The sequence below is a fragment of the Streptomyces sp. AB3(2024) genome, assembly GCF_041862025.1.
Lineage (GTDB): Bacteria > Actinomycetota > Actinomycetes > Streptomycetales > Streptomycetaceae > Streptomyces.
This window is the reverse complement of the sequence record NZ_JBGWAB010000133.1, coordinates 1-20,093: the sequence shown is the minus strand read 5'-3', so window position 1 is coordinate 20,093 and position 20,093 is coordinate 1. Positions and strand designations below refer to the sequence as shown.

Sequence of the window (20,093 nt, the reverse complement as noted above, 5' to 3'; positions counted from 1 at the left end):
GCCTTTCAGCGCCGATGGTACTGCAGGGGGGACCCTGTGGGAGAGTAGGACGCCGCCGAACAATCATTGTGGGAAAGCCCCGCACCTTATGGTGCGGGGCTTTTCTGCGTTCAGGGGCCGGTCGCTGCGCTCGTGGACTCCTGTAGGGTCAGGGGGCATCGATTCGACCATTTCTAGCGTCACAGTGGAGGCCCCCGGGTGGAGGTCCAGGAGACTCGGGTTCAGACTGACCGAATTTTCACCATTCCGAACATCCTGAGCATGGCTCGCCTCGCCGGCGTACCCCTGTTCCTCTGGCTGATCCTGGAGGGCTACGACGGGTGGGCGCTGGCCGTTCTCATGTTCAGCGGGGTCAGTGATTACCTCGACGGGAAACTCGCGCGACGCTGGAATCAGATCAGCAATCTGGGGCGGTTGCTGGACCCCGCCGCGGACCGCCTCTACGTCCTGACGACGCTGTTCGGGCTGACCTGGCGCGGGATCCTGCCCCTGTGGCTGACCGGGCTGCTGCTCGCCCGTGAGGCAATGCTGCTGGTCATGGTGTGGATCCTGCGTCGGCACGGCTATCCGCCGCCCCAGGTGAACTTCCTCGGCAAGGCCGCCACCTTCAACCTGATGTACGCCTTCCCGCTGCTGCTGCTGAGCGACGGTACCGGCTGGTTGGCCTGGACGGCGTCCGTTTTCGGATGGGCGTTCGCGGGTTGGGGTACAACGCTCTATTGGTGGGCAGGAATCCTATACGTGGTGCAAGTCCGCCGTCTCGTGAAGGCGGATGCCACGGCCGATTGAGCTCACTCGGCGCCGGTACTGACGCGGAGGAGTAGCGGAGTCACCGTCCGGGACGGGTGAGGTCGGCCAGACCGTCATCTCTCTAGGAGGACTCTTCCGACATGAAGGCCGTCGTGATGGCCGGTGGCGAAGGTACGCGGCTTCGCCCCATGACCTCAAGCATGCCCAAGCCGCTCCTGCCGGTGGCGAACCGGCCGATCATGGAGCACGTGCTGAGGCTGCTGAAGCGGCATGGACTCAGCGAAACCGTGGTCACCGTTCAGTTCCTGGCGTCACTCGTCAAGAACTATTTCGGTGACGGCGAGGAGCTCGGAATGGAGCTCACCTATGCCAATGAGGAGAAGCCACTCGGCACCGCCGGCAGCGTGAAGAACGCCGAGGAGGCCTTGAAGGACGACACCTTCCTGGTCATCTCCGGTGACGCGCTGACGGACTTCGACCTCACCGACCTCATCAACTTCCACAAGGAGAAGGGCGCACTGGTCACGGTGTGCCTGACCCGGGTGCCGAACCCACTGGAATTCGGCATCACCATCGTGGACGAGGAGGGCAAGGTCGAGCGCTTCCTCGAAAAGCCGACATGGGGGCAGGTGTTCTCGGACACCATCAACACCGGCATCTACGTGATGGAGCCGGAGATCTTCGACTACGTCGAGGCCGACGTCTCCGTCGACTGGTCCGGTGACGTCTTCCCGAAGTTGATGAAGGAAGGCCGGCCGATCTACGGCTACGTGGCCGAGGGCTACTGGGAGGACGTCGGCACGCACGAGAGCTACGTCAAGGCGCAGGCCGACGTACTCGAAGGCAAGGTCCAGGTCGACATGGACGGCTTCGAGATCTCCCCCGGCGTGTGGATCGCCGAAGGGGCCGAGGTGAGCCCGGACGCCGTCCTGCGCGGGCCGCTGTACATCGGGGACTACGCCAAGGTCGAAGCCGGCGTGGAGATCCGCGAGCACACCGTCGTCGGGTCGAACGTGGTCGTCAAGAGCGGGGCCTTCCTCCACAAGGCCGTCGTGCACGACAACGTGTACATCGGACCGCACAGCAACCTGCGCGGCTGCGTCATCGGGAAGAACACCGACATCATGAGGGCCGCCCGGATCGAGGACGGGGCCGTCATCGGTGACGAGTGCCTGGTCGGTGAGGAATCGATCGTCCAGGGCAACGTGCGCGTCTACCCCTTCAAGACCATCGAGGCCGGCGCGTTCGTCAACACCTCGGTGATCTGGGAGTCGCGCGGTCAGGCACACCTCTTCGGTGCCCGTGGGGTCTCCGGGATCCTGAACGTCGAGATCACCCCGGAGCTGGTGGTCAAGCTCGCCGGGGCCTATGCGACGACCCTGAAGAAGGGCGCCATCGTCACCACGGCCCGTGACCACTCCCGAGGCGCGAGAGCACTCAAGAGGGCCGTGATCTCGGCCCTCCAGGCCAGCGCCATCGACGTGCGCGACCTGGAGAACGTACCGCTGCCGGTCGCCCGGCAGCAGACCGCCCGAGGAGCCGCCGGCGGGATCATGATCCGGACCTCCCCCGGGGTGCCGGACTCGGTGGACATCATGTTCCTCGACGAGCGGGGTGCGGACCTCTCGCAGGCGCAGCAGCGCAAGCTGGACCGGGTCTACGCTCGCCAGGAGTACCGCCGTGCCTTCCCCGGCGAGATCGGCGACCTCCAGTTCCCGTCGAGCGTCTTCGATTCGTACACGGGCTCGCTGCTGCGCCGGGTGGACACCACCGGCATCGCGGATTCCGGCCTCAAAGTGGTCGTGGACGCCTCCAACGGCAGCGCCGGACTCGTGCTGCCCAGCCTGCTGGGCCGGCTCGGGGTGGACGCGCTGACGATCAATCCCGGCCTCGACGAGTCGCGGCCGACCGAGACGGCGGAGTCCCGGCGGGCCGGGCTGGTGCGGCTCGGAGAGATCGTGGCCTCGGCGCGGGCGGCCTTCGGCGTGCGCTTCGACCCGGTGGGCGAGCGGATCTCGCTGGTGGACGAGCGCGGGCGGATCATCGAGGACGACCGGGCCCTGCTCGTCCTGCTCGACCTGGTCGCCGCCGAGAAGCGCAGCGGCAAGGTCGCGCTGCCGGTGACCACCACACGGGTCGCCGAGCAGGTCGCCGCCTACCACGGTACGCAGGTGGAGTGGACGACGACCTCGCCCGACGATCTGACGCGGGTGGGCCGTGAGGAGACCACGATCTTCGGCGGCGACGGCCGGGGCGGGTTCATCGTCCCGGAGTTCAGCAGCGTCTTCGACGGATCGGCGGCGTTCGTCCAGCTGATCGGACTGGTCGCGCGCACCCAGCTCACCCTGAGCCAGATCGATGCCCGCATCCCGCGGGCGCACGTGCTCAAGCGGGACGTGCCGACGCCGTGGGCGGCCAAGGGGCTCGTCATGCGGCGGGTCGTGGAGGCGGCCGGTGACCGGCAGGTGGACACCACGGACGGCGTGCGCGTCGTGGAGGCCGACGGACGGTGGGCCCTGGTCCTGCCGGACCCGGCGGAGGCCGTCACCCACCTGTGGGCCGAGGGTCCCGACGACGCCTCCGCGCAGGCCCTGCTCGACGAGTGGGGCGCGGTCGTGGAGGGTGCCGGGGAGCACTGACCGGCGACCGGCCCCGTAGGGCGGCCGGGCGCGCGATCGTGGGAGGGGCGGGCACGGGGAGTCACCCGGCCCGGTCCTCCGGACGGCGCATTGGATGTGGGCGGCGGCGACATGCGACGATGTGCGGCATGTCGCAGCCGCCCAACAACCGGAGTCCGGCCCCGCCGCCCGCGCGCCCGGACGCGTCCATGTCGCTGCTGACGCACGTGATGGACAACAGTCTCGACGAGGGCTATGCGGAGGCGTCGGCCCGGCGCGAGGCGGACGGCACGGCAGGACTGCCGCGTACCCTCAAGGCCAAGCTGGCGCTCGCCGCCGGGCTCGTGCTCGCCGCGATGGTCGTCACCCTCGGTGCGGCCCAGGCGCGGATAGCGGCGCCGGTGCTGGCCAAGGAGCGCCAGGAGCTGATCGACCGGGTCGAGCGGGCCGACGCGCACGCCAACGGCCTGGAGCGGGACATCGAGCGGCTGCGGACCGAGGTCGAGGACCGGCAGGGCGCGGCGCTCAAGCAGCCCGGCGGGGACCGGGCGCGGTTGCTGGCCCTGCTGTCGGGTGCAACCGAAGTGCACGGTCCGGGCGTCAAACTGGTGGTGGACGACGCGAAGGGATCTTCGTCGGGCGGCGGTGGCGGCCCGCGGGAGAGCGCCGGCTTCTCGGACACCGGCCGGGTCCGTGACCGGGACATGCAGCGGATCGTCAACGGGCTCTGGCAGGCCGGGGCGGAAGCCGTCTCGATCAACGGTCAGCGGCTGACGTCGCTGTCGGCGATCCGGGCGGCCGGTGACGCGATACTGGTCGACAACAGGCCTCTGGTGCCGCCCTACGAGATCCTCGCGGTGGGGGACAAGAAGCGGCTCGGCACCACCTTCCAGGATTCCGTGGACGGCCAGTACCTGCACGTCCTGCAGGAGAGCTACGGGATCCGCTACACCCTGTCCGCCGTGGACGAGGTGAAGCTGCCGGCCGCGTCGAGCCTGACCGTCCGCACAGCCACAGCAGTAGAGCCGAAGAAGGGTGCATCGTGATCGCGGTACTGGGCCTCGTGGCCGGAGTGGTGGTCGGACTTCTGGTCCGGCCCGAAGTGCCGGCCGTGGTGGAGCCATATCTGCCGATCGCCGTGGTGGCGGCGCTGGACGCGGTGTTCGGCGGCCTGCGCGCGATGCTGGACGGGATCTTCGTCGACAAGGTCTTCGTGGTGTCGTTCCTCTCGAACGTGGTGGTGGCCGCGCTGATCGTCTTCCTCGGCGACAAGCTGGGCGTCGGCTCGCAGCTGTCGACGGGCGTGGTCGTCGTCCTCGGCATCCGGATCTTCTCCAACGCCGCGGCCATCCGCCGGCACGTCTTCCGGGCGTGAGGCCGATGAGCGACGACAACACCCCGCCCGAGGAGCCCCACGTCCCCGAGCGCCCCCTGAAGGGCGAGGCCGGCGCGGAGGCTCCGCGGTCCGGACCGGAGCCCGGGGAACCGCAGCAGAGCGGGCGCCGGCGCCTGGCGGCCGGTCTGTGGCCGCCGCGGGTCAGCCGGGCCCAACTGATCGTCGCGCTGCTGCTGTTCGTGCTGGGGCTCGGGCTCGCGATCCAGGTGCGGTCCAACAGCGACTCCAGCGCGCCGCTGCGCGGTGCCCGTCAGGAGGACCTCGTACGGATCCTCGACGAGCTGGACGGGCGGACCAAGCGCCTGGAGGACGAGAAGCAGAAGCTGGAGGACCAGCGCAAGGAGCTGGAGAGCAGCTCCAACCAGGCCGAGGAGGCCCGGCGGCAGACGGTGGAGAAGGAGCGCCAACTGGGCATCCTGGCCGGTACCGTGGCTGCTCAGGGGCCGGGGATCACACTGAGGATCACCGACACCAAGGGCCAGGTGCGCTCCGACCAGCTTCTGGACACCCTCCAGGAGCTGAGGGCGGCCGGGGCCGAGGCGATCCAGATCAACGGCGTGCGCGTCGTCGCGGGCTCGTACTTCTCGGACCAGGGCGGAGGGGTCTCGATCGACGGTAAGAAGATCACACAGCCCTACGAGTTCAGGGTGATCGGCAGACCGCAGGATCTGGAGCCGGCGCTCAACATCCCGGGCGGTGTCGTGCAGACCATGGAGAAGGAGCAGGCCACGGTCGCCGTCACACGGTCGGCGAAGATCGTTGTGGACGCCTTGCGGGCTGCGAAGCAGCCTGACTACGCTCGGTCGTCATCGTCGTGACGCGGTGCGGAATGTGGACAGGCTCACGTGGGCGTATGCCTGCGGGGGGTCGACGCACCGAAGTCGCGGTGCGTGGTGGAAACTGTCTGGTGGTTACGGACGTTGTGAGAATGTCCGGGTCGGCAGGTGTGTGCATGCAGAGTTCGTCCTGCCCCACGGGCGGGTCTGTTTCGGTCAAGGGGAATCGCCCGTGAAGTTGTTTGAGAAGTTGTTCGGCAAGAAGAACCGCGAGGAAAGCGGCGCGGCGCGCCACCGTGCGGGGCACGGTGACGGCGAAGGACAGGGCGACCGGCCGCTCTTCCGCGACGAGGTGACCGGTCCGGGTGACATTTCGGGCGCGCAGGGCGCGTCGTCTGTTGACCCTGCCGGTTCCGGACGCATAGGTTTCGGTGACCCATCAACCTCAAGTGCGGGTGGAGGGTTTGCCCCCGACCCGTATGCCACCAATGCCTCCGCGGGGCAGCCGCGGCGCGAGGAGCCGTCCATGTCGGCCGAGCAGGTTTGCAGCAGGTGTGGCCACCGCAGCGATGCGGCGAGCCGTTTCTGCTCGAACTGCGGGGCGCCGCTGCGGGCGGGTCTGACGCCGGAGCGTGCTTCGGAGACCACGTCCACCATCTCGATCTCGGGCCTTGAGGCCTACGAGGCCGAGGTGTCGGGACAAGCGCACGTGTCGTCCTCGCTGTCCCCCGAGGCCCAGGCCGCGGTGGAGGCACTGCCCCCCGGTTCCGCCCTGCTGATCGTGCGGCGCGGCCCCAACTCGGGCAGCCGCTTCCTGCTGGACGGCGAACTGACCACGGCCGGCCGGCACCCGCAGAGCGACATCTTCCTGGACGACGTGACCGTCTCCCGGCTGCATGTCGAGTTCCGCAGGGGCCAGGAGGGCGGCTTCACCGTCGCCGACGTGGGCAGCCTGAACGGCACGTACGTCAACCGTGAGCCGATCGACTCGGTCGCCCTGCACAACGGCGACGAGGTCCAGATCGGCAAGTACCGGCTGGTCTTCTACGCGAGCCTGCGGGGCATCTGACCCTTCCCCCGGACGTGGTCCGGGGGGACCCCAGGGAAGGTCCCATGCTGCGTACCCCGACCGGCGGTGCCCCGAAGAGCGGCACCGCCGGGTCCGCCGGGCGGCTGGTGAGCATCGGAACGGTGCTGACCATGCTGCGTGACGAGTTCCCCGACGTCACGATTTCGAAGATCCGCTTCCTGGAGGCGGAGGGGCTCGTGGAGCCCGAGCGCACACCTTCCGGATACCGCAAGTTCAGCACGGGCGACGTGGAACGCCTCGGTCGCGTCCTGCGCCTGCAGCGGGACCACTACCTGCCGCTGAAGGTCATCCGCGAACAGCTCGACGCGCTCGACCGGGGCGAGCAGATCCGCATCCCCGGGCCCGCGTCCCACGGGGAGGCGGTGGACCCGGCCGGTCCCGTCGCCCTGTACGGGGAGGTGGGCCGGGAGAGGCCCACCGTGGCCCGGGTGGGCCGGGCCGAGCTGATCGCCGCCGCCGAGGTGGACGAGGTGCAGCTCGTCGAATGGGAGTCGTACGGGCTCATCTCCGAGGTGCCGGACGGGGGGTTCGACGCCGAAGCGGTCACCGTGGCCCGCCTGATCGCGGATCTCGGCCGTTTCGGTCTGGAACCCCGCCACCTGCGGGCCATGAAGGCCGCCGCGGACCGGGAGGCCGGTCTGGTGGAGCAGCTCGTGGCACCGCTGCGGCGGCACCGCAACCCGCAGACCAGGGCGCACGCCGAGGCCACGATGAAGGAGCTCGTGGGGCTCTCCGTACGGCTCCACGAGGCCCTGGTGCAGACGGCCCTCGGGGTGCGGTCGCACTGATCGGAGGCCCCGGAAGGGGCCCCGACTACCCAAACCTGCCGAGCAGGTCCTAGGGTTGCTGTGTGAACGAGCTCGACGTTGTGGGTGTCCGGGTGGAAATGCCCTCCAACCAACCGATCGTGCTCCTGCGTGAAGTGGGAGGCGATCGGTACCTCCCCATCTGGATCGGTCCTGGGGAGGCGACCGCCATTGCCTTCGCGCAGCAGGGCATGGCCCCTGCCCGGCCGCTGACGCACGACCTGTTCAAGGACGTGCTGGAGGCGGTCGGTGAGGAGCTCACCGAGGTCCGGATCACGGATCTGCGGGAGGGCGTCTTCTACGCGGAACTGGTCTTCGCCAGTGGGGTCGAGGTGAGCGCGAGGCCTTCCGACGCCATAGCGCTGGCCCTGCGCACGGGAACGCCGATCTACGGCAGTGACGGTGTCCTGGACGACGCCGGAATCGCCATTCCCGACGAGCAGGAGGACGAGGTGGAGAAGTTCCGCGAGTTCCTCGACCAGATCTCACCCGAGGACTTCGGCACCGGCCCGCAGTGAGGGCCGGGGTGTGAGGGGTGCGGCCGCGGCGAAACGCGGGCCGCGTCGACCACCGGGAACTTTCAGCCCATTCGAGTAGCCTTTCCCCGCAATGGGGTACGGGAAACCACTCTCAGGGTGATTATCACTCGGCGTGCCGAGTGTGGCGATCGTTGACGCACCCCTGGTCACTGCCTACCTTCAAGGTGGCAGGTCAAGGACGGAGGGTCGGCGTGAGGATCACGGGCGACGGTACGACCGGGGGCACCCCCGCACGGAGTGACGGTGGGTCGTACCCGCTGCACGGCGGCGCGCAGGGTTCCGCGCACCGTCAGCCGGCTTCGACGCCGGTCGGACCGGTGAGCGACGCTCCGGCGCCCGAGCAGGTCGGCTACCGGGGCCCGACGGCGTGCGCCGCCGCCGGGATCACCTACCGCCAGCTCGACTACTGGGCCCGGACCGGGCTCGTGGAGCCCAGCGTGCGGCCCGCGTACGGGTCGGGCACGCAGCGCCTCTACAGCTTCCGGGACGTGGTCGTCCTCAAGATCGTCAAGCGCTTCCTGGACACCGGGGTGGCGCTCCAGAGCATCCGCACCGCCGTCCAGCACCTGCGCGACCGGGGTTTCCACGACCTGGAGCGCATGACGCTGATGAGCGACGGCGCCACCGTCTACGAGTGCACTTCCCCGGACCAGGTGGTGAGCCTGCTCCAGGGCGGGCAGGGCGTTTTCGGCATCGCCGTCGGCGTGGTGTGGCGGGACGTGGAGAACGCGCTGTCGCAGCTGCACGGGGAGCGGGTGGACACCGGGGAGACCCTGGTGGGCCACAATCCCGCCGACGAGCTGGCCGCACGCCGCAACCGGGCCGTCTGAGCGGCGCCGGGCAAGCGTGGCCGCGTTGTCAGTGGCGTAGGGCAGCATCGGTGCCGTGAGAGCCGCGCCGACCATCCTGCACCTGGACATGGACGCCTTCTACGCCTCGGTCGAGCAGGCGTCCAAGCCGAGCCTGCGGGGCAAGGCCGTCATCGTCGGGGGGCTCGGGCCGCGCGGAGTGGTGGCCACCGCCTCCTACGAGGCCAGGCGGTTCGGGGTGCACTCGGCGATGCCGACCGCCCAGGCCCGTCGGCTCTGCCCGAACGGCGCCTACCTGATCCCGCGCTTCAGCCTCTACCGGGAGGTCAGCGACCTGGTCATGGGCCTGCTGCGGGAGCTGTCGCCGCTGGTGGAGCCCCTCAGCCTGGACGAGGCCTTCGTCGACCTGGAGGCGGGCGGCACGGCCTTCGACTCGGCGAGCGCCCGGGCCACGGGGGAGCGGCTGCGGGCCGACATCGAGGCCGCCACGGGGCTGAGCGGCTCGGTGGGCCTGGCGGGGTCGAAGATGCTGGCCAAGGTGGCATCCGAGGAGGCCAAGCCGGCCGGGCTGCTGCTGATCGAGCCCGGGACCGAGCGGGAGCTGCTCGCGCCCATGTCGGTGCGGACCCTGCCCGGGGTGGGGCCGGCCACCGGGGAGCACCTGCGGCGGGCCGGGATCACCACGGTGGGGGAGCTGGCCGAGGCCGGCGAGGACGAGCTGGTCCGGATGGTGGGGAAGGCGCACGGGGTCGGGCTGTACCGGATGGCGCTGGGGCTGGACGACCGGCCGGTGGTCGCCGAGCGGGACGCGAAGTCGGTCTCGGTGGAGGACACCTTCGACGTGGACCTGCACGACCGGGTCCGGATCCGCTTCGAGGTGCAGCGGCTCGTGGACCGGTGCGTGGGGCGCCTGCGGTCCTCCGGGCACTCGGGCCGGACCATCGTGCTGAAGGTGCGCCGCTACGACTTCTCCACGCTGACCCGTTCGGAGACCCTGCGCGGGCCGACCGACGACCCCTCGGTGGTCCGGGAGGCCGCGGCGCGGCTGCTGGAGGGCGTGGACACCACCGGAGGCGTGCGGCTGCTGGGGGTGGGGGTGACGGGGCTCGCGGACTACACGCAGGAGGACCTCTTCGCCCAGGTGCTCGGGGCCGGGGCGGAGGAGGGCGTTGCGGTCGCGGAGGGCGCCTCCTCGGAGGCCGCCGCGCCGGAGGGCGTCGCGCAGGAGGGGGAGGAAGGGGCGGGTGAGCCGGACGGGGCCGGCGAGACCGGTGCGGCCGGTCCCGCCGGTGGGGCCGTCGCGGAGGCGGGCGGGCCGGACGCGGCGGCCGCGCGGCACTGGCCGGCGGGGAGCGACGTACGGCACGCCCTGTACGGGCCCGGATGGGTCCAGGGCAGCGGGGTCGGGCGGGTGACCGTACGGTTCGAGCAGCCCGGATCACCGCCCGGGCGGGTGCGCACCTTCCGGATGGACGATCCCGAACTGGAGTCCTCCGATCCGCTGCCCCTCGTGGGGAAGGCGGAGGGGGCGGCCTAGATCCGCTCGTCGGGCGGCGGGCGGTGGAAGTCGGTAGGCAGGGAGACGTCCAGGCCGTAGTGGTGGTAGAGCTGGAGCTCCTGCTCGGGGGACAGGTGGCGCCCGACCCCGAAATCGGGTGCATCCCTGATCAGGGAACGCTCGAAGGGCACGCGCAGGGTGTCGTCCACCACCTCGCTGGGCTCCAGGGGGACGAAGGCGTCCCGTCCGAAGAGGCCGGTCCGGACGGCGGCCCATTCGGGCACGCCAGTGGCGTCGTCGAGGTAGACCTCGTCCACGGTGCCGATCTTGGCGCCGTTGCGGTCGAACGCCTTGCGGCCGATCAGGCTGCGCGGATCGATGTCGGTCTGCACGGTCCCTCCGTACGGTCGCAGTGGTACAACTCATTTGTAATGACTACGAAAGTGCATATTTGAAGAGGGGGCCACTCGGGGAGTCTCCGGATCGTCGCTGGTAGGCTGGGTGACGGCTGTTGACCCTGTGCGGGAGAGTCCTCCGAGTGAGAACGACGGAGGCGCCGAAGGAGCAAATCCTCCCCGGAATCTCTCAGGCATACGTACCGCACGTGGTGAGGCCACTCTGGAAAGCAGGGGCGGGTACCGGGCACGCAGTACCGGTTCCTCTCCTCACCGACGGTGAAAGCCGGACCTCAGGGGTGATCCCCGTGCGGCCCGGTGAAGCTCTCAGGTTGAGATGACAGAGGGGGAGGCCGTCCGGGTGCCCGCGCCGTGGTGCCCCTCGCAGGTCATACGACCAGGAGGCCTCCGTCATGACCGCCAACCGCATTCCGCTCTCCCAGCTGGAGCGAGGCATCCCCTTCGAGCAGCGTCACATCGGCCCGGATGCCGAGGCGCAGGCGAAGATGCTCGCCCAGGTGGGCTACGGCTCCCTGGACGAACTCACCGCCGCCGCGGTACCGGATGTGATCAAGACCGCCGAGGCGCTGAACCTGCCCGAGGCGCGCACCGAGGCGGAGGTGCTGGCCGAGCTCCGCTCGCTGGCCGACCGCAACCAGGTGCTGTCGTCGATGATCGGCCTCGGCTACTACGGCACCTTCACGCCGCCGGTCATCCTGCGCAACGTCATGGAGAACCCGGCCTGGTACACGGCGTACACGCCGTACCAGCCCGAGATTTCCCAGGGCCGCCTCGAAGCGCTGCTGAACTTCCAGACCGTCGTCGCCGACCTGACCGGCCTGCCGACCTCCGGTGCCTCCCTGCTCGACGAGGGCACCGCCGCCGCCGAGGCCATGTCCCTGGCCCGCCGCGTGGGCAAGGTCAAGGGCGGGGTCTTCCTGATCGACGCCGACGCGCTGCCGCAGACCATCGCCGTGATCGAGACGCGCGCCGAGCCCATCGGGGTCGAGGTCGTCGTCGCCGACCTGTCCGACGGCATCCCGGCCGAGATCGCCGAGCGCGGCGTCTTCGGCGTGCTGCTCCAGTACCCGGGCGCCTCCGGCGCCGTCCGCGCGATCAAGCCGGTCATCGACCAGGCGCACGGGCTCGGTGCCATCGTCACCGTCTCCGCCGACCTGCTCGCCCTGACCCTGCTCACCTCCCCGGGCGAGCTGGGCGCCGACATCGCCGTCGGCACCACCCAGCGCTTCGGCGTCCCGATGGGCTTCGGCGGCCCGCACGCCGGCTACATGGCCGTCCAGCAGCAGCACGCCCGCTCGCTGCCCGGCCGCCTCGTCGGTGTCTCCGTGGACGCGGACGGCAACAAGGCGTACCGCCTGGCCCTGCAGACCCGCGAGCAGCACATCCGCCGCGAGAAGGCCACCAGCAACATCTGTACCGCCCAGGTGCTGCTCGCGGTCATGGCCGGCATGTACGCCGTCTACCACGGCCCGGACGGCCTGCGCACGATTGCGCGCCGGACCCACCGCTACGCCGCGCTCCTCGCCGCGGGCCTGACGGCCGGCGGGGTCGAGCTGGTGCACGGCTCCTTCTTCGACACCGTCACCGCCCGGGTGCCCGGCAAGGCCGCCGAGGTCGTCGCCGCCGCCCGTGAGGGCGGGGTCAACCTGTTCCAGGTCGACGCCGACCACGTCTCGGTCTCCTGCGACGAGACCACCCTGCGCGCCGACCTCGACGCCGTCTGGGCCGCCTTCGGCGTCAGCGCGGACATCGAGGCCCTGGACGAGACCACCGCCGACACGCTGCCCGAGGGCCTGCTGCGCTCGGACGCGTACCTCGGCCACCCGGTCTTCCACCAGCACCGCTCCGAGACCGCGATGCTGCGCTACCTGCGCAAGCTCTCGGACAAGGACTACGCGCTGGACCGCGGCATGATCCCGCTGGGCTCCTGCACCATGAAGCTGAACGCGACCACCGAGATGGAGCCGGTGACCTGGCCCGAATTCGGTCAGCTGCACCCGTTCGCCCCGGTGGAGCAGGCGGAGGGCTACCTCACGCTCATCACCGAGCTGGAGGAACGTCTCTGTGAGGTCACCGGATACGACAAGGTCTCGATCCAGCCGAACGCCGGTTCCCAGGGTGAGCTCGCCGGCCTGCTGGCCGTGCGCGCCTACCACCGGGCCAACGGCGACGAGCAGCGCACCATCTGCCTCATCCCGTCCTCCGCGCACGGCACCAACGCCGCCAGCGCCGTGATGGCCGGCATGAAGGTCGTCGTCGTCAAGACCGCCGACGACGGCGAGGTGGACACGGACGACCTGCGCGCCAAGATCGAGCAGTACCGCGACGAGCTCGCGGTCCTGATGATCACCTACCCCTCCACGCACGGTGTGTTCGAGGAGCACGTCGCCGACATCTGCGCGCAGGTGCACGAGGCCGGCGGCCAGGTCTACGTCGACGGTGCCAACCTGAACGCCCTGGTGGGCCTCGCCAAGCCGGGTCACTTCGGCGGCGACGTCTCGCACCTGAACCTGCACAAGACCTTCTGCATCCCGCACGGCGGCGGCGGCCCGGGCGTCGGTCCGGTCGGTGTCCGGGCCCACCTGGCCCCGTTCCTGCCGAACCACCCGCTCCAGCCGACCGCCGGCCCGGAGACGGGCGTCGGCCCGATCTCGGCCGCGCCGTGGGGCTCGGCCGGCATCCTGCCGATCTCCTGGTCGTACGTACGCCTGATGGGTGGCGAGGGTCTCAAGCGCGCCACCCAGGTGGCGGTGCTCGGCGCGAACTACATCGCCAAGCGCCTGGAGCCGCACTTCCCGGTCCTCTACACCGGTCCGGGCAACCTGGTCGCCCACGAGTGCATCATCGACCTGCGGCCGCTGTCGAAGGCGACCGGCGTGAGCGTGGACGACATCGCCAAGCGCCTGATCGACTACGGCTTCCACGCGCCGACCATGTCCTTCCCGGTGGCCGGCACGCTGATGATCGAGCCGACGGAGTCCGAGGACCTCGCCGAGATCGACCGCTTCTGCGACGCGATGATCGCCATCCGCGCCGAGATCGAGCGGGTCGCGGGCGGCGAGTGGCCGGTCGAGGACAACCCGCTGGCCAACGCCCCGCACACCGCGGCGGCCCTGGGCGGCGAGTGGAACCACCCGTACAGCCGTGACGAGGCGGTCTTCCCGGGCGGCGTCACCGCCGCCGAGAAGTACTGGCCGCCGGTGCGCCGGATCGACGGTGCCTTCGGCGACCGCAACCTGGTCTGCTCGTGCCCTCCGCTGGACGAGTACGACAACTGAGTCCCGTGACACGGTGAAGGGGCCGGTCCCGGAGGGGGAGCTCCGGGACCGGCCCCTTCGCGTGGTCCTTCCCCGTGCCGGCTCGGTGCAAGGTGGCCTAGGCCACCGCGAGCGGGCGGTGCGGAGCGATGATCTGGCCGTCCGGCAGCAGCTCACCGGTGTCCTCGAAGAGCAGGACCCCGTTGCACAGCAGGCTCCAGCCCTGTTCCGGGTGGTTGGCCACCGGGCGCGCGGCCTCCCGGTCGGCGGACTCTGATGACGGGCAGGCAGGCTGGTGCTGGCACATGGATGCGTTCTTTCGCTGCGGTGTGGTCTGTTCGCTACGGCTCGATGCGTGATTCATGGCCGTCCCCCTGGGTCGTCCCCGCGCATGCGGGGAGGATGTCCTCAGTCTTCCCCCACGACGGCTGCTTCGCAGGTATTTCCCGGCAGCTGTCCTCATGGATTGAGGACGCATCACTCGTGCGGGCGGTTCAGGCCAACTCCCCTGTCATTTCGGATGGTTCGCGGGTGGTCCGGGCGGACTAGGCCGAATGGGCAACCCGGGCCACCCCGAACAGGCCAACGGCGGGGCGGCGCCTCAGGCGGCCGGGGCGGCCACCGGGGGCGGGACGGGCGGGGCCGACCGGGTGAGCCGGTGGGTCAGCACGGGCAGCAGTTCCGATACGGGGTGGGGCCGGAACGCGGCGATCCCGGGTGGCGCCGGTGCCAGCGGCACCAGCAGGTCGGCGGCGGCGGGCAGGCCGGCCGCGGCGTCGGCGCCGACCGCTCCGTGCAGCCACAGCGTCAGCATGTACAGCTCGGGTACGGACAGCAGGCGGGGCTGGTAGCCCTTGCCGAGCGACTCGGCCTGGCGCAGGGCGCGTTCGGTGGCGGCGACGTAGGGCCCCTCGAAGAAGTGGGAGAAGGCCCACCCGTCCGGGGTCAGCCGGGTGTCGGCGGCGGCGACGAAGCGGTCGCCGCTGCGGATCAGGAACCGCCACCCGGTCAGCCGGGTGCGCGGCGGTCGGCTGCCCGCCGGGCGGCCGGACCCGTCGAGCCGGTCGAGCACGTGCACCGGAAGCGGGAGTTCGGCGGTCACCGGCCCTTGGAGCGCGCGCAGGGACGGAGTGTGCGCCTCGTGGACGGCGGTGGGGGAACCGAGTGCCGCGAGGACGCTGCGCAGGGCGGGCGCGGGAGCCGGGGGAACATGCAGCGGCATGGTGGGTCGCCTCTCACTTGGGAGACCTGTGGTACGGGGGAAGGTGCGGACGGCGCTGTCGCATTCTGGGGCCAGAGGGGGGCTGAGGGGCAATGGCCGCGCGCCAACTCTCTGCCTCGTTTGCGGAGTTTATACGACATGTGTTCACGTGGTGTTTCGGCTAGCTGTCCCACCTATTGCCGACAAGGCGTATACCGGTCCCGCTGTCGGGCTATTCATGCCGGTTGCGCGCGAACGGGCCGCGCTGACCTCGGAGGTTACCCGAAGGGCGCTCGGCTGGAAAGCGCCTGTTATTGGGAATCGGCACAGTCTACGGGGAATTTGCATACGGCGAGTTGCCAGATGAATGTGCCGAAGCGCCCATCAAGCCATACCGGCGCGCGCTCCCCGCCGGACTGCCCGGCCCGGCGTTATCGATCACGGGGCTGGGCATCATCGACCGTAACGCGCGCCCGGGTGCACGGTTCCGGGCCACACGAGGAGGGACGCTTCGATGGGGGAGAAGGTCGTGGCAGGAGGATTCGACCTGTCCGATCGGCATCGGTATCGGAGGAAGCTCCACGAGTGCCTGGAGGGACTGGAGCGCCTTCTGGCGGAGAAGAGGTTCGATCGGCCCAAGAACATGATGGGACTGGAGATCGAGCTGAATCTCGCGGGTGCCGACGGTTTGCCGCGCATGGTGAATGCACAGGTACTGGAGAGGATTGCCAGCCCCGATTTCCAGACCGAACTCGGAATGTTCAATCTGGAGGTGAACGTACTCCCGCACCGGCTCGACGGCCGGGTATTCGACCAGCTCGCCGAAGAGCTGAGCGCGGGGCTGCACTACGCCCACCGGCAGGCCGCGGAGATCGATGCGGGGGTCGTGATGATCGGCATCCTGCCGACCATCTCCCGGTCCGACCTCGCCCTGGCCAACCTCTCGGCCGTGGACCGCTACTCGCTGCTCAACGAGCAGATCCTGATGATGCGCGGCGAGGACTTCACCCTCGACATCGACGGGGTGGAACGGCTGACCTGGAGCACCGGGTCCATCGTGCCGGAGGCCGCCTGCACCTCCGTACAGCTGCACCTCCAGGTGACCCCGGCGCGGTTCGCACACGTGTGGAACGCGGCGCAGGCGGTGACCGCCGTGCAGATAGCGGTGGGCGCCAACTCGCCGTTCCTCTTCGGGCGGGAGCTGTGGCGGGAGTCGCGACCGCCGCTGTTCACCCAGGCCACCGACACCCGGCCCCCCGAGCTCCAGGCGCAGGGGGTGCGGCCGCGCACCTGGTTCGGGGAGCGGTGGGTGGACTCGGCGTACGAACTGTTCGCCGAGAACGTCCGCTTCTTCCCCTCCCTGCTGCCGATCTGCGACGAGGAGGAGCCGCTGCGGGTCCTCGCGGAGGGCGGCGTGCCGAGCCTGCAGGAGCTGGTGCTGCACAACGGCACGGTCTACCGCTGGAACCGCCCCGTCTACGGGGTCGCCGACGGGGTGCCGCACCTGCGGGTGGAGAACAGGGTGCTGCCGGCCGGGCCGACGGTGGCCGACGTCGTCGCCAACGCCGCCTTCTACTACGGGCTCGTACGGACCCTCGCGGACGAGCAGCGCCCCGTGTGGACCCGGATGCCGTTCGCGGAGGCGGAGGCCAACTTCGACGCGGCCTGCCGCTACGGGATCGACGCGCGGATCCGCTGGCCGCGCCGCGGCCGGGCCGGGGGACTGGTGAGCGTGCCCGCGGTGCGCCTGGTGCTGGATGAGCTGCTGCCGATGGCCGCGGCGGGGCTGGACGCCTGGGGGATCGAACCCGCCGACCGGGACCTGTACCTCGGGATCATCGAGGAGCGCTGCCGGCGCCGGGTGAACGGGGCGACCTGGCAGGTGGACACCTACCACCGGGCGCTCGCCGGCGGGCTGGAGCGGGACGCCGCCCTCGCGGCCACCACCCGCCGCTACAGCGAGCTGATGCACAAGGGCGACCCGGTCCACACCTGGCCCGTCGGCCTGGAGGAACAGGAGGTGGACACGACCGGGGCCGTCCGGCGCTGACCGGTGATCCGCTCCGGCCCCCGAGGAGGCAGTATGGGGTGGTCGGAACAGGATGACGCGGTGGGTTGGCGGGACGGGAGTCGGGCGTGCGGGCGGAGCCGGAGCCGGTGGTCGGAGAACTGAGCGGGGACGGGCGGCGGGGTCTGCTGCGGACCGAGACCCTGCTCGTGCTCGCGCTGTCGCTGGGCGCGAGCGGGGTCTCGGCCCTGATCAGCTTCATCGGCTCGCTGACCAAGCCCGGTGGCCTCAAGGACCAGGCGGCCACGCTGAACGGCTCGTACGCCCCCGGGCGGCCCTGGCTGGACCTGGCCTGGCAGTTGTTCGGGATCGCCTCCGCGCTGGTCCCCGTCCTGCTGGTCGCGCACCTGCTGACCCGGGAGGGCGTGCCGGGGCTGCGCGTCCTGGGCTTCGACCGGACCCGGCCCGGGTGGGACCTGGCCCGGGGCGCGCTGGTCGCCGCCGGGATCGGGAGCGCGGGACTGGCCTTCTACCTGGTGGCGCGGTCCTCCGGCTTCAACCTGACGGTGGTGCCGGAGGCGCTGCCCGACGTGTGGTGGAAGTTCCCCGTACTGATCCTCTCCGCCGTGCAGAACGCCGTGGTGGAGGAGGTCATCGTGCTTGCCTACCTGCTGCGCCGGCTCGGCCAGCTGGGCTGGTCGCCGACGGCCGCACTGCTCGCCAGCTCCGTCCTGCGCGGCTCGTACCACCTCTACCAGGGCATCGGCGGGTTCATCGGCAACATGGTGATGGGCGTCGTCTTCGTGCTGGCCTACCGCCGCTGGGGCCGGGTGGGCCCCCTCGTCGTCGCGCACACACTGCTCGACGTGGTGGCCTTCGGCGGGTACGCGCTGCTCGCGGGGAAGGTGGGCTGGCTGCCCACCCCGTAGCCGCCGTGTTCAGGGCGCGGTGAGCAGCTCGCCGTCGATCACGGTGACCGCGCGGCCGGTGAGCAGGGTCCGCTCGCCTGCGAGGGTGACCCGGACCAGGCCGCGGCGGGCTCCGCCCTGGAGGCCGGTCATCTCCGTACGGCCCAGGCGGGCCGCCCAGAACGGGGCGAGGGCGGTGTGGGCGCTGCCCGTCACCGGGTCCTCGTCGATGCCGTGGACGGGGAAGAAGCCGCGGGAGACGAAGTCGTAGCCCCGGGAGGGCTCCTCGGCGGGGGCGGTGACGATCACGCCGCGGCGGGCGTAGGCGCGCAGGGCCGCGTGGTCGGGTGCGAGTTCCCGTACGGTCCGCTCGTCGGCCAGCTCCACCAGCAGGTCGCCGATGTGGGCGGCGGTGTCGTGCAGCGAGACGATCGTGGCGCCCAGGGCGCGGGCGACCTCGGGGACCGGATCGACCGGGGTCAGCGAGGAGGTGGGGAAGTCCAGGGTGACCGCGCCGTCCGCGTCCGCCTCGGCCGTGAGGACCCCGCAGCGCGCGTCGAACCGGATCAGACCCTTGGCCAGGCCGTTCTCGTTCAGTACGTGGGCGGTCGCGAGGGTGCCGTGCCCGCACATGTCGACCTCGCCGGCCGGGGTGAACCAGCGCAGCGCCCAGTCGGCGTCCCCGCCGGGCGGCAGGGGCCGGACGAAGGCGGTCTCGGACAGGTTGACCTCGGCCGCGACCTGCTGGAGCCAGGCGTCCGGGGGGAAGGGCCCGTCGAGGACGAGGACCCCGGCGGGATTGCCGTGGAAGGGGCGGTCGGTGAAGGCGTCGACGATTCGGATGCGCATGGACCGACCGTAGGGCGCCCCCGGCGGACCGCACCAAGGCCAGTCCGGGACGACTGGCCTTGGTGCGGGCGGTCAGCCGCGGGAGAGGGCCTCGGTGCCCGACAGGACCGGGACGGGAAGGAAGTTCCCGTCACCGCCGCCGCAGGTGGCGGTCGTGTCCGCGGTGGCGGAGACCTCGGTCCCGGTCATGAACCGGCCGTCGCGGCGGGTCGGCCGGTGCTCCGTTCCGCGCCCCGTGTCGCGAGGACCGCGGCCGGCACAGCACGCGCGTACGTCCCTCGCCAGGAGGTTCCCGTACGTATCCACCCGAACGGGCTCATTCTGCTCGACTATCGAAGATAGGTTCCGATATATCGTTGACGCATCGCGATGGGTCAACGATAGTGAAGGAGTCGAAGCGGCGGGAGTCGCGGCGACAGCCACCACGCCAAGCGATGACGAAAGGAGCGCAGTGATGCGTTCACGTGGACAGCACGAGCACGGACACGAGCACGGACGGGGTCACGGCCACTGCGGGCCGGACCGTCGGGAGGAGTTCCGGGGGCTGCGGGCCGCCTTCGGGCCGTTCGGGCCGCCCTTCGGCGGCGGACCCTTCGGTGGGCGGGGCGGCCGGGGTGGGCCCCGGGGGCGGGCGCGCCGCGGTGACGTGCGCGCCTCGATCCTGGCGCTCCTCGCCGACCGGCCGATGCACGGCTACGAGATGATCCAGGAGATCGGCGAGCGCAGCGGCGGGGCGTGGAAGCCCAGCCCCGGCTCGGTGTACCCGACCCTGCAGCTGCTGGAGGACGAGGGTCTGATCACCAGCGAGAGCGAGGGCGGCAAGAAGCTGTTCACGCTCACAGATGCGGGCCGCACCGAGGCGGAATCGGGTCCGGACGCCCCCTGGGCGGACGCCGGGCGCGGCTTCGACTTCGAGGCGATGCACGAGGTCCGCACCGCTGGAGTCGGCCTGATGGAGGCCTTCGGGCAGGTCTTCAAGACCGGCTCGCCCGAGCAGCGGGAGAAGGCCCTCGCGGTCGTCAACGACGCCCGCAAGAAGCTCTACCTGATCCTGGCCGACGAGCACTGAGCCGGACGCCGGACAGTCCCTGGTCACCGGGCGCGACCCGAAGGCGGCCGTCGCCGACCTCGTCGCCGCCGGAGCCCACCCCGCCCTGCGCCACGGCCGGAGC

18 protein-coding genes, 1 pseudogene and 1 riboswitch are annotated in these 20,093 nt (G+C 70.7%); of the genes and pseudogenes, 15 read left to right on the top strand and 4 right to left on the bottom strand.

All coding sequences use genetic code 11. The annotated features are described in order from the left end of the window. Positions 1 to 198: 198 nt before the first annotated feature. The 10 genes from ACEPPI_RS33855 to ACEPPI_RS33810 all read left to right on the top strand — a co-directional run bounded on the left by ACEPPI_RS33855 (position 199) and on the right by ACEPPI_RS33810 (position 10,321). The gene (locus ACEPPI_RS33855; protein ID WP_373919090.1) at positions 199 to 789 is read left to right on the top strand and encodes a CDP-alcohol phosphatidyltransferase family protein; all 591 of its coding nucleotides are present in this window, start codon (positions 199 to 201) and stop codon (positions 787 to 789) included. 101 nt (positions 790 to 890) lie between these two features. Then, a complete protein-coding gene (locus ACEPPI_RS33850; protein ID WP_373919089.1) occupies positions 891 to 3,389 on the top strand; it encodes a sugar phosphate nucleotidyltransferase in 2,499 nt (832 codons plus the stop codon). A 119-nt stretch (positions 3,390 to 3,508) separates the two neighbouring features. Next, positions 3,509 to 4,414 (top strand): DUF881 domain-containing protein, encoded by a 906-nt coding sequence (locus ACEPPI_RS33845; protein WP_373919088.1) that lies wholly within the window; start codon positions 3,509 to 3,511, stop codon positions 4,412 to 4,414. Next, on the top strand, positions 4,411 to 4,743 hold the full coding sequence (locus ACEPPI_RS33840) for a small basic family protein (RefSeq protein WP_030158423.1): 333 nt from the start codon (positions 4,411 to 4,413) through the stop codon (positions 4,741 to 4,743). Before ACEPPI_RS33845 ends, ACEPPI_RS33840 begins: the two co-directional genes overlap by 4 nt. Next, a complete protein-coding gene (locus ACEPPI_RS33835; protein ID WP_373919087.1) occupies positions 4,740 to 5,582 on the top strand; it encodes a DUF881 domain-containing protein in 843 nt (280 codons plus the stop codon). The genes ACEPPI_RS33840 and ACEPPI_RS33835 overlap by 4 nt, the downstream gene beginning before the upstream one ends. Before the next feature lie 82 nt (positions 5,583 to 5,664). After that, the gene (locus ACEPPI_RS33830; RefSeq protein WP_373919091.1) at positions 5,665 to 6,609 is read left to right on the top strand and encodes an FHA domain-containing protein; all 945 of its coding nucleotides are present in this window, start codon (positions 5,665 to 5,667) and stop codon (positions 6,607 to 6,609) included. 44 nt (positions 6,610 to 6,653) lie between these two features. Next, the gene (locus tag ACEPPI_RS33825; RefSeq protein ID WP_266837664.1) at positions 6,654 to 7,418 is read left to right on the top strand and encodes a MerR family transcriptional regulator; all 765 of its coding nucleotides are present in this window, start codon (positions 6,654 to 6,656) and stop codon (positions 7,416 to 7,418) included. 62 nt (positions 7,419 to 7,480) lie between these two features. Next, positions 7,481 to 7,954 carry a bifunctional nuclease family protein gene (locus ACEPPI_RS33820; RefSeq protein ID WP_007262890.1) on the top strand — a complete coding sequence of 158 codons (474 nt, stop codon included), beginning with the start codon at positions 7,481 to 7,483 and terminating at the stop codon, positions 7,952 to 7,954. 212 nt (positions 7,955 to 8,166) lie between these two features. Then, positions 8,167 to 8,805 (top strand): MerR family transcriptional regulator, encoded by a 639-nt coding sequence (locus ACEPPI_RS33815; protein ID WP_373919086.1) that lies wholly within the window; start codon positions 8,167 to 8,169, stop codon positions 8,803 to 8,805. 55 nt (positions 8,806 to 8,860) lie between these two features. After that, positions 8,861 to 10,321, top strand: a complete 1,461-nt coding sequence (locus tag ACEPPI_RS33810) for a DNA polymerase IV (protein ID WP_373919085.1) — start codon at positions 8,861 to 8,863, stop codon at positions 10,319 to 10,321. Here ACEPPI_RS33810 and ACEPPI_RS33805 read toward each other — a convergent pair. Continuing rightward, positions 10,318 to 10,674: a PRC-barrel domain-containing protein gene (locus ACEPPI_RS33805; protein WP_356220275.1), complete on the bottom strand. Its 357-nt coding sequence runs from the start codon at positions 10,672 to 10,674 to the stop codon at positions 10,318 to 10,320. The genes ACEPPI_RS33810 and ACEPPI_RS33805 overlap by 4 nt on opposite strands. Positions 10,675 to 10,794: 120 nt before the next feature. Further along, a riboswitch (glycine riboswitch) is annotated at positions 10,795 to 10,893 on the top strand. Between the two features lie 197 nt (positions 10,894 to 11,090). On the opposite strand from ACEPPI_RS33805, the gene gcvP reads away from it, so the two are divergent. Next, complete coding sequence (gene gcvP / locus ACEPPI_RS33800; RefSeq protein WP_373919084.1) at positions 11,091 to 13,976, top strand: aminomethyl-transferring glycine dehydrogenase; 2,886 nt, start codon at positions 11,091 to 11,093, stop codon at positions 13,974 to 13,976. Positions 13,977 to 14,073: 97 nt separating this feature from the next. Here gcvP and ACEPPI_RS33795 read toward each other — a convergent pair whose 3' ends face one another. Then, positions 14,074 to 14,262: a DUF5999 family protein gene (locus ACEPPI_RS33795; protein ID WP_030236602.1), complete on the bottom strand. Its 189-nt coding sequence runs from the start codon at positions 14,260 to 14,262 to the stop codon at positions 14,074 to 14,076. 294 nt (positions 14,263 to 14,556) lie between these two features. Next, positions 14,557 to 15,177: a hypothetical protein gene (locus tag ACEPPI_RS33790; protein ID WP_373919083.1), complete on the bottom strand. Its 621-nt coding sequence runs from the start codon at positions 15,175 to 15,177 to the stop codon at positions 14,557 to 14,559. A 493-nt stretch (positions 15,178 to 15,670) separates the two neighbouring features. Between ACEPPI_RS33790 and ACEPPI_RS33785 the strand changes: the two genes are divergently transcribed. Further along, positions 15,671 to 17,206 carry a glutamate-cysteine ligase family protein gene (locus tag ACEPPI_RS33785; RefSeq protein WP_373919082.1) on the top strand — a complete coding sequence of 512 codons (1,536 nt, stop codon included), beginning with the start codon at positions 15,671 to 15,673 and terminating at the stop codon, positions 17,204 to 17,206. 86 nt (positions 17,207 to 17,292) lie between these two features. After that, positions 17,293 to 18,093 carry a CPBP family intramembrane glutamic endopeptidase gene (locus ACEPPI_RS33780; RefSeq protein WP_373919081.1) on the top strand — a complete coding sequence of 267 codons (801 nt, stop codon included), beginning with the start codon at positions 17,293 to 17,295 and terminating at the stop codon, positions 18,091 to 18,093. Between the two features lie 9 nt (positions 18,094 to 18,102). On the opposite strand, the gene ACEPPI_RS33775 is transcribed toward ACEPPI_RS33780, so the two are convergent. Further along, positions 18,103 to 18,921 (bottom strand): PhzF family phenazine biosynthesis protein, encoded by an 819-nt coding sequence (locus ACEPPI_RS33775; protein ID WP_373919080.1) that lies wholly within the window; start codon positions 18,919 to 18,921, stop codon positions 18,103 to 18,105. Between the two features lie 454 nt (positions 18,922 to 19,375). On the opposite strand from ACEPPI_RS33775, the gene ACEPPI_RS33770 reads away from it, so the two are divergent. Next, on the top strand, positions 19,376 to 19,990 hold the full coding sequence (locus ACEPPI_RS33770) for a PadR family transcriptional regulator (protein ID WP_345198624.1): 615 nt from the start codon (positions 19,376 to 19,378) through the stop codon (positions 19,988 to 19,990). A 10-nt stretch (positions 19,991 to 20,000) separates the two neighbouring features. Further along, positions 20,001 to 20,093, top strand: a pseudogene (locus ACEPPI_RS33765) (indole-3-glycerol-phosphate synthase TrpC); the annotation flags it as partial.

Excerpts from the sequence above, each read along its gene's own strand:
- ACEPPI_RS33845 (WP_373919088.1), top strand. The coding sequence starts at position 3,509 with ATGTGCGGCATGTCGCAGCCGCCCAACAACCGGAGTCCGGCCCCGCCG.
- ACEPPI_RS33790 (WP_373919083.1), bottom strand. The coding sequence starts at position 15,177 with ATGCCGCTGCATGTTCCCCCGGCTCCCGCGCCCGCCCTGCGCAGCGTC.
- ACEPPI_RS33825 (WP_266837664.1), top strand. The coding sequence starts at position 6,654 with ATGCTGCGTACCCCGACCGGCGGTGCCCCGAAGAGCGGCACCGCCGGG.
- ACEPPI_RS33795 (WP_030236602.1), bottom strand. The coding sequence starts at position 14,262 with ATGTGCCAGCACCAGCCTGCCTGCCCGTCATCAGAGTCCGCCGACCGG.
- gcvP (WP_373919084.1), top strand. The coding sequence starts at position 11,091 with ATGACCGCCAACCGCATTCCGCTCTCCCAGCTGGAGCGAGGCATCCCC.
- ACEPPI_RS33770 (WP_345198624.1), top strand. The coding sequence starts at position 19,376 with ATGCGTTCACGTGGACAGCACGAGCACGGACACGAGCACGGACGGGGT.
- ACEPPI_RS33850 (WP_373919089.1), top strand. The coding sequence starts at position 891 with ATGAAGGCCGTCGTGATGGCCGGTGGCGAAGGTACGCGGCTTCGCCCC.
- ACEPPI_RS33775 (WP_373919080.1), bottom strand. The coding sequence starts at position 18,921 with ATGCGCATCCGAATCGTCGACGCCTTCACCGACCGCCCCTTCCACGGC.
- ACEPPI_RS33785 (WP_373919082.1), top strand. The coding sequence starts at position 15,671 with ATGGGGGAGAAGGTCGTGGCAGGAGGATTCGACCTGTCCGATCGGCAT.